The following is a 16174-nucleotide window of genomic DNA, read 5'->3' on the forward strand; positions in this document are numbered from 1 at the left end:
CTTCTTAACTATTTTTCTATCATACTTCCTTCCCACTATAAAATTGGAAAAACAGATTGAAAGAGAAATCTTTGATACTAAAAAACATCTTGGACAATATCTAAATGTTCTTATGCGTAAACGATTCAACCCAAATTCGACAAAACTTCATTGGCAAACTTCTAGTTATCTCAAGCCACTTCCTTTTATAAAATCACAAAATATATCACTTATAATTGGGTTGGCGGTATTGGGAATTTTGTTGGTTGCAATATTTTTATCAAGTCACTCTGCTGTGATGGCATGTGGAGGATATGGAGGAGGTACTTGCAACCAAATGATTGCTAGTGGGATCGAAGATTTTTTCCATTGGATATTCGATATATTAATTAAAGGATTGATTTTGTTGGGAATATTGTTTGCAGGCATTCTTGGGTTGGTTAAGTTCCTTACTCGCAAATACTAGAGAGGAGTGACATACTTCGCTATCCTAACCTAGCAGTTAGTCATTCCTCGATCGCCGCCAAAGCCTTCATTTTTAAAATGATCTCAGCCAAAATACCTAAATTTCAAAATTAAATCCCTTTTGCCTCAAGTCCAAATACTTTTGTTCATCAAATTGATAGAGTCGAGCCGCACGGTGTTTTACATCCTTTTCCATTTCATCTAAGGGAATAAGTAAATCCATACTCAGAATTTTTTTACGAAAATTACGTTTATCCAGATTTTGTCCCAAGATTGTTTCATAAAGCTTTTGCAATTGTGTGAGCGTAAATTTAGTTGGTAAAAGCTCAAACCCAATTGGCTCATATCGAACTTTACCCTTAAGTCTATTCAAAGCTACCGACAGAATTTGCTCGTGATCAAAGGCTAAAGGTGGAGGATTAGCTACGGAAAACCATGCTGCAGCTTTGGCATCTGTAGTTGCTTGAATTTGATGTTCACTTAAATTAATTAAGGCATAGTAAGCAACTGTAATCACGCGATCGCGCGGGTCTCGCCCCACCGCCCCAAAGGTATAAAGCTGCTCTAAAAATACTTGAGTAATTCCCGTTTCTTCTTGTAATTCCCTTAAGGCTGCTGCTTCCAAGCATTCATCTAAAGCTACAAATCCTCCCGGTAAAGCCCATTGCCCCTCAAAGGGTGGAACTCCTCGCTGGATCAGCATCACTTTTAGGTCTTGGTCATCTAAGCCGAAGACGACACAATCAACTGTGAGTGAAGGTTTTGGGAATTTGTAGGTATAGATCATGGATTGGAATAAAAAAATAGTTGACTTAGTGTAGTAATCACACTATATTAATAAGTGTAATAAATACACTATACAGTGAGAGCTAAGGCAATGTTAGAAAAGTTGGAAATAGCAGGAGGATCAATTACAGGTAGAAACCATACCGTGGTTGGTAAAAATAACCAAGATGCTTATTTCAGCATTAGTAATGACCAGTTTGCGATCGCTGTAGTGTGTGATGGCTGCGGGAGTGGAAAAGATAGCGAAGTTGGCGCAAAAATTGGCGTGCGTTTGGTCGTAGAGGAGGTCGCTGACCAATTACAAATTCAGCCTCAGCTTAATCAAGAATTCTGGGAACAGGTAAAGCTCAATGTATTAGAGCAACTGCAAGGAATTGCTAAATTACTCAGTGGGAATTGTTCTGAATTCATATCCCAAATTATTAATGACTATCTCTTATTTACGATTGTGGGCGTGGTAATTACCCCGATAGAAACTGTAACTTTCTCCATTGGGGATGGCATAGTTTTCGTAAACGGGGAAGTTAGTTATGCTGGAAAATTTCCAGATAATGCTCCGCCCTATCTCGCCTATGGTTTATACCATGCCGATTTGATCGATTTTCACATTCACGATCGCTTACCCACAGGTGAAGTTAAATCCATTCTGATCGGAACTGATGGAGTAGCAGATTTAATAGCAGCGGAATTCAGTCATCTTCCGAAAAAAGCAGAATGTGTGGGATCAATTTCTCAATTTTGGCAAGATGATCGATACTTCTCCAATCCTGATCAGATTCGGCGCAGGTTATCTCAAGTTAACTATGAGTTCATTAAACCTAACTGGAGTAATCGCACACTCACAAAGGAAACAGGGCTTTTACCAGATGATACGACTCTGATTGTAATTCGGAAGAAATCTTCTTAGTGGTTTTGGAATTAATTTGTAATTAATGGATGGTGGGTAATTGTGGATGTTTATATAAAGGGAAAAAAGGCAAATTTGAAGCCAAGTCAAGCAATTGGGAAAGGAGGAGAAGCGGATGTATTTGAGATTGCAGGCAATAAGGCTGTAAAAGTATTTAAACAGAGTAACCATCCTGATTATCAAGGCTTACCTGAGGAACAACAAATGGCGATTGCCCGCTTAGCAGTGCATCAAACTAAGTTACAAGCATTCCCGCAGAATTTACCCAATCGGATTATCAAACCCGAACAATTGGCAACGGATCGCTGGGGAAAAAAGATATTAGGCTACACCATGCCTTTATTAAAAGGAGTTGATTCTTTACTGAAATATAGCGATCGCAATTTCCGTAATGTTAATGGAATTAGTAATCAGGTCGTAATAAACATATTCCAAAACTTACATGAAACTGTGAAGCAAATCCATGCTCAGAATGTGGTGATTGGGGATTTTAATGACTTGAATATTCTGGTTCTTAAAGATGAAGCCTATCTAATTGATGCCGATTCCTTTCAATATGGACAATATTCTTGTCAAGTTTTTACCCAACGCTTTGTCGATCCATTGCTTTGCGATCCTTTGCTCAGTAAGCCTGAATTAGTGCGATCGCATAATCCGAACTCCGATTGGTATGCCTTTGCAGTGATGTTGATGCAGAGTTTATTATTTGTTGATCCCTACGGTGGTGTTTACAAGCCTAAAGCTTCTCAGGTTAATAGTTCTGGTAAAGTTTTGCCAAAGATTCTCCATGAAGGGCGATCGCTGCATCGGATTACGGTCTTCCATCCTGATGTCAAATATCCTAAACCTGCGATTCCCTATGGCGTGTTACCTGATGATTTATTGAATTATTTCCATCGTTGCTTCATCCAAGATCAGCGTGGTGAATTTCCTAATCACTTGCTTGCAAATTTACATTGGTCAAAATGTTCAGGTTGTGGGATTGAGTATGCTCGAAATACTTGTCCAATCTGTCGAAATCCGCTGCTATCCATGCCGATAATTCCTATCCAAGGAATAAATATTACGGTAACGCAAATATTCCAAACTGAGGGAGTAATTTTACAAGCATCATTACAGGGTGATCGGCTTCATTGGTTATCCTACGAACAAGGAGAATTTAAGAGGGAAGATGGAAATGTAATTCTTAAGGGGGATTTAGGCTCAATGCGGGTTTGGTTGCATGGTAAATCCACATTAGTCGGAAAGCAGGGACAGGTAATTACTCTAGGAGAACCTAATTCTCGTCTGGCGGTGGATAGTTATCGAGATTTACCTATGTGCGATCGCAATAGCTATGGGCGTTACTGGCTCCACAATGGACAATTGATGCGGGATGGACTTCTAGGTTCAGAATACATTGGTGATGTCCTCATAAATCAAACTCAATTTTGGGTCGGTGAGCATTTTGGATTTGGATTCTATCGAGCGGGGAATCTTCAAGTTGCCTTTGTATTTGATGCTAAAGGTCAGAGCCTTAACGATAATGTCAAACTTCCATCATGGAATGGAGAACTGATTGCCGCCAATTGTGTTTTTAGTGAGAAATATTGCTGGCTCTCTCTGGCAATACAAGCTAACGGAACCAGACAGGATCTTATCTATATGATTTCAGCCACTGGGGAAGTTATAGCGGAGAGTTCATCCCATGATTTTCAGTTATCTAATATTCATGGAAGTTATGCCGTAGGAAATTTTCTACTTATAGCAACCGATGAAGGAATTATCAAACTGGAACCACAGGGAAGAAAAGTTATCAAAGTGAAAGATTTCCTCAATACCGAACCATATATTGATGCTAACTGCCAGATATTTGCTAGTAAACAAGGGTTATATGCTGTAAGTGACCATGAAATTCTCAAGATTGTAATTCTCTAAAAATAATGAGGTTAAAAATATGATTGATCCTATGATTTCTCTCGCTTTTTCGATACACAGTAATAAAGGAGTCTATGCCCTTTTATTAGGTTCAGGGGTTTCTCGATCTGCGGGAATACCAACTGGTTGGGAGGTAGTTTTAGATCTCATTAAAAAGCTGGCAGTTCTTGATAATCAAATCTGTGATGATCCTGCGGCTTGGTACAGAGAAAAATTTGACAAGGAGCCTGATTATTCTGAATTGCTGGAGAATCTTGCTAAAACCCCATCTGAGAGGAGCAAACTTCTTAGAGGATATTTTGAGCCTACTGAGGAAGAGCGAGAAGAAGGAAAGAAATTACCGACACTTGCACATAAATCAATAGCCGAGCTGGTTTCTAGTGGTCATATTAAAGTAATTCTAACTACCAACTTCGATCATCTTATGGAAGATGCTTTGAGGGCTATTGGTATTGAACCCACTGTAATCAGTACCATTGATGCAATTGATGGAGCATTTCCCCTTATTCATACACCATGTACAGTGATTAAGGTGAATGGCGATTACTTAGATAGTCGAATTAGAAATACTCCAGATGAATTAGCACAGTATGATGATCGCCTAAATAGGCTACTAGATAGAGTATTTGATGATTTTGGACTAATCGTCTGTGGATGGTCGGCTGATTATGATATTGCTTTAAGAGCAGCGATCGAAAGATGCCCAAATCGAAGGTTTACAAACTATTGGTCGGTTAGGAGTGAATTGCGAGAAGATGCCAAGCGATTAATTAATTTCAGAAAAGCTGAAGTAATTAACAATTATGATGCAGATTCTTTCTTTCAAGAACTTGCAGAAAAGGTTTCCGCTTTAAGTGAATTTGATAAACCGCACCCTCTATCAGCTAAAGTTGCTGTTGCTACCTTAAAAAAATATATTCCTGAAGATCGTTATATAATTCGCCTTCATGACTTAGTTCAAGAAGAAACGGAGAAACTTCATAGTTCTCTATCTCCTGACAATTTTCCTTTAGGGATTGAATTCGGTAAAGATGAATTTATTAAAAGAGTTAAACATTATGAATCTCTAGTTGAAATTCCTTTAGCATTGATGGCAATAGGATGCTACTGGGGTAACGAAAAGCATGAATCAATTTGGGCAAAATGTCTCGAAAGAATTGCTAATCCACTATCATATATCTCCTATAGTTCGTATTGTCTAGAATGGAAGAATTTGAGCTACTACCCCTCACTTTTACTGTTTTATGCTGGAGGTATAGCTGCGATCGCTGCTGGAAGATTTAGAAACTTGAACATTCTTATGACTCAACAGACTAATAGAAGTGTAAAACCCTTGGCATTATATCTAAATACCTATTCAGTTATAAATAGGGATACTTGGAACCAGATTTATGGAACAAATTTTTATACACCTATAAGTGATCACCTCTATGATCTACTTCGAGCCACTTTTCAAGAATTACTTCCCGAAGATAGCTACTATCAAAAATACTTTGATTGTTTTGAGTATCTATTAGCACTGACCTATGCTGATCTCTCGATAAAGGCAAATAACTCTTGCGATTGGGTTCCAATGGGAAGTTTTATGTGGCGAGGCGGTATAGATAAAGAGATTGAAATGGAAGTTAAAGAGTCTAACTCAAATTGGGCACCCCTTAAAGCTGGAATGTTTGAAGGTTCAATGCAACGTTTTCAGTCTGCAAAAGCTATTTGTGATCGGATTATACCTAAATCGCCGTTCATATAACTACTTAAGACAATTTCATAATTCGAGACTTGAAATAAATCACACATCAATTAGCAATTAAATACGCATCAAAACTATGAATACCAAAACTATTACTCAATTTCCCATTCCTAACTTCTTCGATCGCGCTAAAGTCGGTGAGGTCTGGCGAGTTCCCTATCAAGATCGAGCAGTACAGGCAGAAACATGGGCAAAACAGCAACGGATTCTCCCTGCGGCAAAGGATAAAACTCGGATTTGCTTGATGGCGATCGATGTTCAGAATACTTTCTGCATTCCCAACTATGAATTATTTGTGGGCGGGCGATCGGGGATGGGGGCAGTTGATGACAATATCCGTCTTTGTGAATTTATCTATCGCAACTTGGGCGTAATTACCGAAATTGCCCCAACAATGGATACCCATACCGCCATGCAGATTTTTCACCCTACCTTTTGGATCAACGATAATGGCGAACATCCCATTCCGATCGCTACGATAATTACTCTAGATGATGTTAAACAAGGCAAATGGAAAGTCAATCCTGCTGTGTCTTATAGTTTAGCTAGAGGCAACTACATGGCAATCCAAAGACACGCCCTCCACTATGTCCAAAAGCTTAGCGATAATGGCAAATATCCCTTAATTATCTGGTGCTATCACTCCATGCTGGGTGGAATCGGTCACGCTTTGGTTTCGGCAGTGGAAGAAGCAATGTTCTTTCATAACCTGGTGCGGCATAGTCAGACTAATTTTGAGATTAAAGGCGGGAATCCCCTGACTGAGAACTATTCGGTATTACGTCCTGAAGTAATGGATGGTTCCGATGGCAGACCGATCGCTCAAAAAAATGCACGGTTTATTCAAAAACTTCTGGAATTTGATGCTGTAATTATTGCTGGTCAAGCTAAAAGTCACTGTGTGGCATGGACGATTGATGATTTACTTTCCGAGATTATGGCTCAAGACCCCAAACTGGCAAAAAAAGTCTATCTATTAGAGGATTGCACTTCACCTGTGGTTGTACCTGGGGTTGTGGATTTTACTCCCCAAGCTGATGCTGCGTTCCAACGCTTTGCTGATGCAGGAATGCACCTAATTAAGTCCACCGATCCTATTCAAAATTGGATATCTATATGAACTATAAACCTTCAGGGCGTGAGATTAAAATTAGGAAATTATTAAATCAGGAGGAAGTATGTTAGGAGCGATCGCAGGTGACATTATCGGTTCGGTATATGAATTATGGAATATCAAAACTAAAGATTTTCCACTCTTTAAATTCGGCTCCCACTTTAGTGATGATTCTGCTCTGACTGTGGCGATCGCTGATAGTATCTTGCATGGACAAAGCTATCAACAAAACCTAAGAAGATATTTTCGCCGCTATCCACTCGCAGGATTTGGTAAAAACTTTACCCTATGGGCTTTATCACCCATGCCAAAACCCTATAATAGTTGGGGTAATGGTTCCGCTATGAGAGTTAGTCCTGTGGGATTTGCTTTTAATGACTTAGATACGGTTTTACAAGAAGCAAAGCGAACTGCTGAAGTTACCCACAATCATCCTGAAGGCATTAAGGGGGCGCAAGCAACAGCCTCAGCAATATTTCTAGGCAGAACTGGAAAAACCAAAGCTGAAATCAAATCATATATCGAGAATACCTTTGGATATAATTTATCGCGATCGCTAGCTCAAATTCGTCCAAATTATAAGTTTGATGTTTCTTGTCAAGGCACAGTTCCGCAGGCAATTATCGCCTTTTTAGAATCCACTGATTTTGAAGATGCCATTCGTAATGCGGTTTCCCTCGGTGGAGATAGTGACACACTTACTTGTATTACAGGTGGAATCGCTGAAGCTTTTTATGGAGGGGTTCCCGAAGCGATCGCTAAGCAAACCCTTAATCATCTTGATCAAAACCTGCGATCGGTAACAGAAAGGTTTAGAGCTAAGTTCCCACTTTGATTTTTTCTCTCATTAATTACTTATTCCCAAGTCAACTTAAGGATAAAAATATGAACACTCCCAATATTAACGATCTATTCCAATCTGCCCACGATGACGGACTGCTCTCCAATGCCTCCATGCAGGCTCTGAATGTATTTGATATTGGGGCTCAGATTCAAGCAGGACTGGGTATTTATGTCGATGATGTCATAGCAAGTGAAGTTGTGTTAGTCACAATTATGCCCGATGATTCTGGGTCTATTTCCTCTGGAGGTAATACCCAAGCGGTGCGTGGTGGTCACAATTCTGTTTTAGATGCTCTCGCTGCTTCTAATCAAAAAGATAATATTCTTGTCCATAATCGTTATCTCAATGGCAATGTCTTATACCCTTACTGCCCTCTGGATCAATCTATACGCATGGATACTAAAAACTATCATCCGAATCAGGGTACGCCCCTCTATGATCAGGTTGTCGTGCTTTTAGGAACCGTGCTGGCAAAATCTCAAGAATTTTCTGATAATGGTGTACCCGTGAGAACTGTAACCCTTTTAATTACCGATGGGGCGGACTGTCATTCTACTCGTGCTTCTGCTAAAACAGTGGCGGCGATCGCTAAAGATATGCAAATGGCAGAAAACCATATTATTGCGGCTATGGGTATTAATGATGGCTATACGGATTTTCGGCAGATATTTAAAGACATGGGGATTAGCGATCGCTGGATTCTCACCCCTGGGAATAGTGACACTGAAATCCGTCAAGCTTTTCAAGTATTTTCGCAGTCAGCCGTAAGGGTTAGCCAAGGCGCAACTGGTCTAGGCGGCTTTGGGAATCCGTAGATGATCTAGGTTCCAAATTCCCATCCCAGCACATAGTCACCAGATAGAGCAGTTTGAGAAATCACTTCTAAAAGTTGAGCAACATCTTGGCGTTCTAAGTCTGAATTTTTAGTGTCTGCAATCAATCGGTTTTGATGCTTATGATTTGCAGATCGCTTTGGCAAATAATTTAATTTTGGTGACACAAAATACAAGAGAGTTTAAGCGTGTGGATGGGTTACAACTTGAGGATTGGGAAGTATAAATCCCAGAGATATTAATTTTTATAATCTATCGTAAGAACCGAAATAAGGATTTCCTGATAATTCTGCGAAATATTTACTTAATAAATTCACACCTAAAGATATTTTTAGGTAGTAAAGTAATACTCAAAGGGGCAATTTTGTTGTGACGCTCGCGCGACTCACAAACCTGATGCTTTCTTTAAGAGTCCAGAAATTGCATTTACTTAAATTACTATATGTCAGGCAATCCACGCGGTTCACTCTGGAATAAATGGGATCTTCATGTTCATACTCCTTTATCCATTGTTCAAAACTATGGCGGAGATGATGACGCAACTTGGGAACAATTCTTTACTGATATAGAGCGGTTGCCTGAAGAGTTTAAGGTTATTGGGGTAAACGATTATATATTTATTGATGGACACAAAAGGGTTTTACGGGCTCATGAAAATGGAAGAATGGCAAATATTAAATTGTTTTTGCCTGTTATTGAGCTTCGATTAGATAAATTTGGTCAAAGTGGAGGAAAGTTAAGCTGTGTAAATTACCATATTATTTTCTCTAACGAGGTGAAATTAGAGGATATTCAAGAAAATTTTCTGAATAGACTCTCTAAAAGGTATGCCCCATCTATATCTTCTGAATGTGAAGTCTTTGCTAAAAGGGAAAGTCTTATAGATTTTGGCAAGAAAATGTATGAGGCTACTCCAGATAGGAAAAAAGCCAATGAAGACGAGAAGGGTCAATCTCCTGAAAAGAGCGACAAAGAACTATTAGAGATTGGCTTCAATAACTTTCATCTTAGTATAGAAACAATTTCAAATGGCTTAAAATCATTATGTTTTGAGTCTAAGTTTTTAACCGCAGTGGGGAAAGCTGAATGGGAAGACATTCGATGGGGTGAATACGGACAAGGTGCTGCAGAGAAAAAAACTATCATAAATAATGTTCATTTTGTGTTTACATCTGCAAAAACAATAGATGCTGCAATTAGATCAAAAAAATCATTGTTTGAAGAAAAGGTTAATGATTTATTGTTTGATTGCAGTGACGCTCACTATTTTTCTGATCACCCCACAGACCCCATAAAAAAAGTACACAATCGAATTGGCAAATGCTTTACGTGGATTAAAGCTGATTTGACTTTTGCAGGTTTAAAGATGGCTTTAAAGGAAGCAGAAGAAAGGTGCTATCTAGGGGAAAAACCAGACATCATTAGTCGAGTAAAGTCCAATAAAACAAAGTATATAAAATCAATATCTATTCAGAAAATTGATAAATCAAGTATAGGAGAGTCTTGGTTTGACAATGTTTCTATTCCATTTAATCACGGACTTATTACAATTATAGGCAATAAGGGCAATGGCAAAAGTGCTTTAACAGATATAATTGCATTACTCTCTAATCACTCTAGTGGATTTAGTTTTCTTACTAAAGATAAATTTCGCAATCCTAAAGACAATAAAGCAAAACATTTTGAAGCTAGTTTAACTTGGGAAGATGGAAATACAACACTTTTACTAAACCTGAATGACTCATTTCCAAATAATTCTGCCACTAAAGTAAAATATATTCCGCAAGATTTTTTTGAGACAGTTTGTAACGAAACAAATGTCTCCATCCAAAGTCAATTTGGAAAAGAGCTAAAGGATGTAATTTTTTCTCATGTTCCCTATGACGAGAGAAATAATTGTGATTCTTTGGATGACTTGATTAGTTATCGTACAAATGAAATTAGTAAAAACCTTGATGATTTACGAGCAGAATTAAAAGCAATTAACAGAGATATTGTAAATTTAGAGAAGTTCATTTCAGATGAATATAGACAAAATATCAATAATAAACTAAGTGAAAAACAAAGTGAATTAGAATCTCGTCGACAAAATCAGCCATCAGAAAAATCTAAGCCACAAACAAATAATGATCTTCAGTCTGAGATTGAGAAATTGCAGAAAGAGATTGATTTTTTGGCGGCAAGTATTAAGCAATCAGAAATTCAGTTAACAAAACAGAAAAATCTCAAGGTTCAAATTGATAAAGCCTTTTTAAAATTAGATAAATTTGAGAGAGATTACAAAAATCTTGAAGATGAGTGGGAAAAGGACTGTATTTTGATTGAATTAAAAATTCATGACATTATAAAGCTAGAAATAGACAAGAAGAAACTGGAAACAAAAAAAGAACTATGTCTAAAAACGATTGAAGACATCACTCAAGAATTGAAAGTTAAGCAAAGACAAAAGCTTGATTACGAAGAAAATATCAAATTAAAAAAAGAAACATTAAATGAGCCAGAAAAAAATTATCAGGCTTCCTTAGCACAGTTTCAAGAATGGCAAAACAAAGAAAAAGTTCTCATTGGTTCTTGCGATGAATCTGAGTCAGTTGAATATTATCAGGGATTATTGGATAAAGCCCAAAATATTTTCCCTAGTCAACTGCAAGATGAGAAAAATAAAAGATTAGAGAAATCTAAAGAAATATTCTGTTTTATAGAGAAGTTGGTTAATCTTTATAAAGAATTGTATAAGCCAGTTCAGGATTTTATTGATAGTAATGATTTATTAAAGCAAGAATACAGATTGACTTTTGAAGTCTCGATAATTATCAATAAATTTCATGATAAGTTCTTTGAGTATATCAATCAGAGTGTTAAAGGTACTTTCAGAGGTTCTTCTGAAGGACATACCAAACTTTCTAGCATTATCGAGTCGTCTAAATTCGATCAAGAAGACGATGTTAAAACATTTTTGACAGAAATCATCCATAGGCTTGAGTTTGAGGACAGACACACTGATAAACCTGTAAAGATAGAAAAGCAACTGAAAACTACTAAAAATTTAGAAGATCTCTACAATTTTTTGTTTGCTCTTGAATATCTTGAACCAACATACTCACTTAAGCTTAGTGGGAAGGAAATCAAACAACTTTCCCCTGGTGAGCGAGGTGCTTTACTATTAATTTTCTATCTATTGGTAGACAAGTCTAATATTCCTATCATCATTGATCAACCAGAGCATAACTTAGATGGTGAGTCAGTTTATAGGCTTTTACTCCCATGTGTCAGGGAAGCAAAAACAAGACGGCAAGTTTTTATGGTTACGCACAATCCTAATCTTGCTGTCGTTTGTGATGCTGAACAGGTTATTCATTCGGATATTGACAAGAAAAATGGAAACTTAGTAACTTATACTTCTGGATCGCTTGAAAACCCTGATATCAATCAGAAGGTTATTAACGTCTTAGAAGGTACTCTTCCAGCATTCAAGAACCGTGAGTCAAAATATCGGATTTGATATACTTCTAGCAAATAAAATTATCAATCAAAAAAAATGCTATCAATCAACCTAGATCGAGAAACAGAAAGCTACTTAGCAGAGATTATTGCTCAAGAAAATAGCACATCCGAAGAGCTTCTCAAAAAGCTAATCTATCAACATTGGCAGACCCTAAAACCTCGCCAAACCCTCGCCCAAAGAAGAGGTGGACATCCTAAAAATTTGTTGGAAGATGCCGCCCCTGATGCCTCACTACGCGAAAATCGCAAACAAATTATCCTAGAACACATCCAAAATCATCATCAAAAATCCAATTAATGAAGGAATATCCGCCCATTATTCGGTAGTGCGTCAAAGTAAAGTAGAGTAGGTGCAAATATTATCCCAAGTCCACTTTCTATTGGTTAAATTAGCTCTCTGGGCAGCAGTTGTCTTTTTTCGAGAGTGAATCCATATCCAATTAAAAAATGTGACTAATAATCTGACTGCTATTTCAGTCCACTCCCATAACTTGCTGAATTTATGCTGTCGTCGATGAAATCTACCTGTCTGTTGCCTTAAAATACCATTCGTCCTCTCTATTCTTTGAGTGCGATCTTTGCCGATATAGTGTTCTACATATTCTGCCAACACTCTCTCATATCCTCCCCACCCATCAGTATTCCAATGCTGGCAATCGGTCTTTCCTAACTATCTCCTCAATTAATTCATCCGTATGTTTTCCTACTCTTGCCGCTAAAATCAATCCACTATCATTACCTATGCTTACCCCAATCCAACAGTCTCCTGACTCAAGTTCTGTTGGTAAGCAGTTTTTCTGTTTTTTCCTACGAATGACCACATTTCATCACTACTGATTTCTTCTGTCTCTACTGCTTTAACTTCTTGGTTATGAACTATTTGGGCTTTCTGTGAGGCTTGTCTAATTATGCTAACCACTGTGTTATATGCTAATCCACTCAATCTTGCTATACCTCGTAAGCTTACTCCTTCACTTTGGCTTTGCAGGACTAAATGAATCTTTTCTGCATCTATAGAGCCTGTTTCATATCTCATGAGTAGCAATTCTTTTTAGCATCAAACGAATAAAGCAAAGATTGAGTTTAGCTGTAGCATTAACGAGAGTTCTCTCAAAGTTCTTAACTAAGATTTTGCATCTTTCAACCCAAGCATTTGACCTTTCAATTACCCACCTTGTCGGCACAACTACAAACCCAGACAGACCTTTTTCTGCCTTCTGTTGCTTTGATACCTTAGGAGAAATTTCAAACCTAATCTTAGTCATAATCTCAGGATAAACCTTCTGTAAATCAGTCGTCAATTTTTCGATATGATAACCACTATCCAGCAATATCGTAGTTAGGGTAATGTCATCTGGCTTCGATTTGAAGTAATCAATGTTAAACGTTAACATCTCAATCAGTCCTTGGTCATCTGATACATTTGCTCTTGTTAAATACCCAGAGTGTCAACGGCTAAATGTCTTTTGATCCCGTTAGTTGCTTTGTAGGAGCAGAAGCCCTTGGATTCTATACTTGCATTACAAGTATTTTTCACTGCTTGTGAGTCAATGATGATTAAAGTTGTCCATTTTGATTTTTTTTGACTGTTCACGGGCTGTTGAATGCAAAGCTTCCATAATCGCAGTAAATGTACCTGTATCTTTCCACTCCTTGTAGTATCGATACACTGTAGAGAATGGTGGTAAGTCTCGGGGCATATCTCGCCAATTACAACCGTTTTTGAGTTGGTAGAGTATGCCGTCTAAAATTTGTCTTTTTGTCCATGTTGGCGGTCTAGTTTGCTTTTTCTTTGGGAGCAATGGTTCTATAATTTCCCATTCTTTATCTGTTAGGCTACTTGAGTATGGATTTAGCATTTTCTAAGTATCATACATCTTGCTCATAATAGATATGAAACAGGCTCTATATGCCGATGATAGTAAATCGTATCCAAGGTCTCCACAAATGTCTTCTTACATTTAGGACATTCATACCTGACGTTGCCTTTGCTGGTTGTACCATGTCCATAAACTTTATGATGTCCACACAATAGGCATTCCATGTCTTTATCTACTATCTCTTTTCTCTATACTACCTCATCTTGATGCACTACCCATTATTCTTACGGATAGCAGCATTTTGTTCGCATACTACAGTGCTAGAGATGACTACCACGGATCAGTTTGTAACTTCTTTGAAGAATGCTCAAGCGAACTGATTACCACCACAGCTTGCGTAACTGAAGTGATGTATCTATTGAGCAAAAACTATCGCACTCAAAATGAATTCCTCAATGACTTAGCCCAACAACTTTATCGATGTATTCCACTTATACCCGAAGACTTTAGCCGCATTAGAGAACTCAATGAACAATATGCAGACCTACCAGCAGACTTTGCGGATCTATCTCTAATTTCAATCTCTGAAAGACTCAATATTTCCGCAATCATCACATTAGACAGTGATTTTGACATTTACCGTCGTTATCGTAAACAGCCATTTGAACGCATTTTTTTATCATAAATTCTTAATGACACTTACGAACAAGCTACATGAGAATATCCATAGATCAGCATTTAATCTCCAATACTCTACTAATGATGGCTATACGGATTTTCAGCAGATATTTAAAGAAATGGGGATTAGCGATCGCTGGATTCTCACCCCTGGAAATAGTGACAGTGAAATCCGTCAAGCGTTTCAAGTATTTTCGCAGTCTGCAGTGCGGGTTAGTCAAGGGGCAACTGGTCTTGGTGGGTTTGGTAATCCGAAGTAGTCGATGCCGATTAAGAATTCTGCTCTCAATTGTTTTACCATTGAGTTTGAAGTTCGGCATTAAGATTAACTTTCAGACTTTACACAATTCCCTTGCCCCCCTTTTTCCAGACATTACTAGGACTCTTCAGTTACACCAAAGACTTGACTGAATATTTTCTGTACTTTGTAACCAGAATCAATCGACTCTAGGGGGTCTTTGCGTAAGCGATGGCGTAGGCACAAAGTAATTACCCGTTTAATATCATTCACTGTAACTTCAGTTCTTCCCTCTAATGCAGCGATCGCCTTAGCAGCCCGATTAGTGACAATATCACCCCTAAGTCCATCCACATCTAGCTCCGAGCAAACCTGAGAAATATTGAGGCGCAGTTCCAAATCAATGGTTACAGATTTCAATAGTTCCATTGCCCGCACCAGCTTAGATTGAATTTCTGACTGTTGAGGATTATAGGTTTCTAAAAATTTACGGGGTGCTTGATCAAACTCTGTGCGTTGTTCCACAATTTTTACCCGTAGGGCTGGCTCTTTGACTGTGCGAATTTCGGCGTGCATCCCAAACCGATCTAATAGTTGCGGACGTAATTCTCCTTCTTCGGGGTTACCTGACCCAACTAACACAAATTTAGCAGGGTGACGAATGGAAATGCCCTCTCTTTCTACGGTATTCCAGCCCGATGCTGCGGAGTCTAGCAGGACATCAACTAAGTGATCGTCTAGGAGGTTAACTTCATCTATATATAAAATGCCTCGGTTTGCCTTTGCTAGTAACCCAGGTTCAAATGCCTTTACCCCCTCAGAGAGTGCCTTTTCAATATCAATAGTGCCGCATACACGATCTTCAGTAGCACCAAGGGGCAGATCAATCATGGTGACTTGCTTTTTAACTATGGGCAGGGATTCATTATGGCGGACTCTTTCCCTTACCTCATCACTCTGTAAATCTGCATCGAAGGGATGACTATTAAAGGGATCGTCAGCGACAACTTCAATTTCTGGAAGTAAATCTGTTAAGGCGCGGATAGTTGTGGATTTGCCTGTACCGCGATCGCCCATGATCATAACCCCGCCAATTTTAGGATCGATCACATTTAACATAAGTGCTAATTTCATTTCCTCTTGCCCAACGATCGCACTAAAAGGAAATACGGGGCGTTTGGTGGGTGTAGGTAAAAGATTTGTAGTCAAAATGAGATATTTATAGATTTGTGTACTTCTAGCAATATAGCCTAAATCGAGAGCAAGGTCATTAACAACTACTCAGTAATAATAAATTTAAGTTGCTCTAGATATATTGGTTGTGCCGCATATTTTTAGCTAC

General features: G+C 38.3%; 18 protein-coding genes and 1 pseudogene. 11 read left to right on the forward strand and 8 right to left on the reverse strand.

Features of this window, described 5'->3' with window-relative positions; genetic code table 11:
* The first annotated feature begins 43 nt into the window (after positions 1-43).
* A complete protein-coding gene (locus SYN7502_RS11300; RefSeq protein WP_041429414.1) occupies positions 44-445 on the forward strand; it encodes a hypothetical protein in 402 nt (133 codons plus the stop codon).
* A gap of 96 nt (positions 446-541) precedes the next feature.
* Here SYN7502_RS11300 and SYN7502_RS11305 read toward each other — a convergent pair whose 3' ends face one another.
* On the reverse strand, positions 542-1231 hold the full coding sequence (locus tag SYN7502_RS11305; protein WP_015168957.1) for an NUDIX hydrolase: 690 nt from the start codon (positions 1229-1231) through the stop codon (positions 542-544).
* A 90-nt stretch (positions 1232-1321) separates the two neighbouring features.
* On the opposite strand from SYN7502_RS11305, the gene SYN7502_RS11310 reads away from it, so the two are divergent.
* The 8 genes from SYN7502_RS11310 (at position 1322) to SYN7502_RS11350 (ending at position 12394) form a co-directional block, all read left to right on the forward strand.
* Complete coding sequence (locus SYN7502_RS11310) at positions 1322-2137, forward strand: protein phosphatase 2C domain-containing protein (RefSeq protein WP_015168958.1); 816 nt, start codon at positions 1322-1324, stop codon at positions 2135-2137.
* A gap of 75 nt (positions 2138-2212) precedes the next feature.
* Entirely contained in the window at positions 2213-4054 is a 1842-nt protein-coding gene (locus SYN7502_RS11315) for a hypothetical protein (RefSeq protein ID WP_246828909.1), read from the forward strand.
* A 19-nt stretch (positions 4055-4073) separates the two neighbouring features.
* Positions 4074-5801 (forward strand): SIR2 family protein, encoded by a 1728-nt coding sequence (locus SYN7502_RS18360; protein ID WP_015168960.1) that lies wholly within the window; start codon positions 4074-4076, stop codon positions 5799-5801.
* Positions 5802-5877: 76 nt separating this feature from the next.
* Complete coding sequence (locus SYN7502_RS11325; RefSeq protein WP_015168961.1) at positions 5878-6921, forward strand: cysteine hydrolase family protein; 1044 nt, start codon at positions 5878-5880, stop codon at positions 6919-6921.
* Positions 6922-6979: 58 nt separating this feature from the next.
* Positions 6980-7750 carry an ADP-ribosylglycohydrolase family protein gene (locus SYN7502_RS11330; protein WP_015168962.1) on the forward strand — a complete coding sequence of 257 codons (771 nt, stop codon included), beginning with the start codon at positions 6980-6982 and terminating at the stop codon, positions 7748-7750.
* A 50-nt stretch (positions 7751-7800) separates the two neighbouring features.
* Positions 7801-8574 carry a vWA domain-containing protein gene (locus tag SYN7502_RS11335; protein WP_015168963.1) on the forward strand — a complete coding sequence of 258 codons (774 nt, stop codon included), beginning with the start codon at positions 7801-7803 and terminating at the stop codon, positions 8572-8574.
* A gap of 460 nt (positions 8575-9034) precedes the next feature.
* Positions 9035-12094, forward strand: a complete 3060-nt coding sequence (locus SYN7502_RS11345) for a TrlF family AAA-like ATPase (RefSeq protein WP_015168964.1) — start codon at positions 9035-9037, stop codon at positions 12092-12094.
* Positions 12095-12130: 36 nt separating this feature from the next.
* Positions 12131-12394 (forward strand): hypothetical protein, encoded by a 264-nt coding sequence (locus SYN7502_RS11350; protein ID WP_015168965.1) that lies wholly within the window; start codon positions 12131-12133, stop codon positions 12392-12394.
* A 33-nt stretch (positions 12395-12427) separates the two neighbouring features.
* Here SYN7502_RS11350 and SYN7502_RS21405 read toward each other — a convergent pair.
* From SYN7502_RS21405 to SYN7502_RS20220, 6 genes and pseudogenes are all read right to left on the reverse strand, one after another.
* Positions 12428-12742: pseudogene (locus SYN7502_RS21405) on the reverse strand (IS1 family transposase); the annotation flags it as partial.
* A 99-nt stretch (positions 12743-12841) separates the two neighbouring features.
* Positions 12842-13132, reverse strand: a complete 291-nt coding sequence (locus tag SYN7502_RS11355; RefSeq protein ID WP_015168966.1) for a hypothetical protein — start codon at positions 13130-13132, stop codon at positions 12842-12844.
* On the reverse strand, positions 13122-13490 hold the full coding sequence (locus tag SYN7502_RS11360) for a transposase (RefSeq protein WP_246828904.1): 369 nt from the start codon (positions 13488-13490) through the stop codon (positions 13122-13124). The genes SYN7502_RS11355 and SYN7502_RS11360 overlap by 11 nt, the downstream gene beginning before the upstream one ends.
* A 38-nt stretch (positions 13491-13528) precedes the next feature.
* On the reverse strand, positions 13529-13690 hold the full coding sequence (locus tag SYN7502_RS21005; RefSeq protein WP_246828903.1) for a hypothetical protein: 162 nt from the start codon (positions 13688-13690) through the stop codon (positions 13529-13531).
* Positions 13644-13955 (reverse strand): transposase, encoded by a 312-nt coding sequence (locus SYN7502_RS11365; protein ID WP_015168135.1) that lies wholly within the window; start codon positions 13953-13955, stop codon positions 13644-13646. The genes SYN7502_RS21005 and SYN7502_RS11365 overlap by 47 nt, the downstream gene beginning before the upstream one ends.
* A 23-nt stretch (positions 13956-13978) precedes the next feature.
* Entirely contained in the window at positions 13979-14140 is a 162-nt protein-coding gene (locus SYN7502_RS20220; RefSeq protein ID WP_168130285.1) for an IS1/IS1595 family N-terminal zinc-binding domain-containing protein, read from the reverse strand.
* A 56-nt stretch (positions 14141-14196) separates the two neighbouring features.
* On the opposite strand from SYN7502_RS20220, the gene SYN7502_RS11370 reads away from it, so the two are divergent.
* Both SYN7502_RS11370 and SYN7502_RS11375 read left to right on the forward strand, forming a co-directional pair.
* Entirely contained in the window at positions 14197-14601 is a 405-nt protein-coding gene (locus tag SYN7502_RS11370; protein WP_371257831.1) for a type II toxin-antitoxin system VapC family toxin, read from the forward strand.
* 7 nt (positions 14602-14608) lie between these two features.
* Positions 14609-14854: a hypothetical protein gene (locus tag SYN7502_RS11375; protein WP_041429419.1), complete on the forward strand. Its 246-nt coding sequence runs from the start codon at positions 14609-14611 to the stop codon at positions 14852-14854.
* A 116-nt stretch (positions 14855-14970) separates the two neighbouring features.
* Here SYN7502_RS11375 and bchI read toward each other — a convergent pair whose 3' ends face one another.
* Positions 14971-15966, reverse strand: coding sequence for a magnesium chelatase ATPase subunit I (gene bchI / locus SYN7502_RS11380; protein WP_144050290.1), 996 nt, complete (start codon positions 15964-15966; stop codon positions 14971-14973).
* Positions 15967-16174: the final 208 nt, after the last annotated feature.

The organism is Synechococcus sp. PCC 7502 (genome assembly GCF_000317085.1).
Classification (GTDB): domain Bacteria; phylum Cyanobacteriota; class Cyanobacteriia; order Pseudanabaenales; family Pseudanabaenaceae; genus PCC-7502.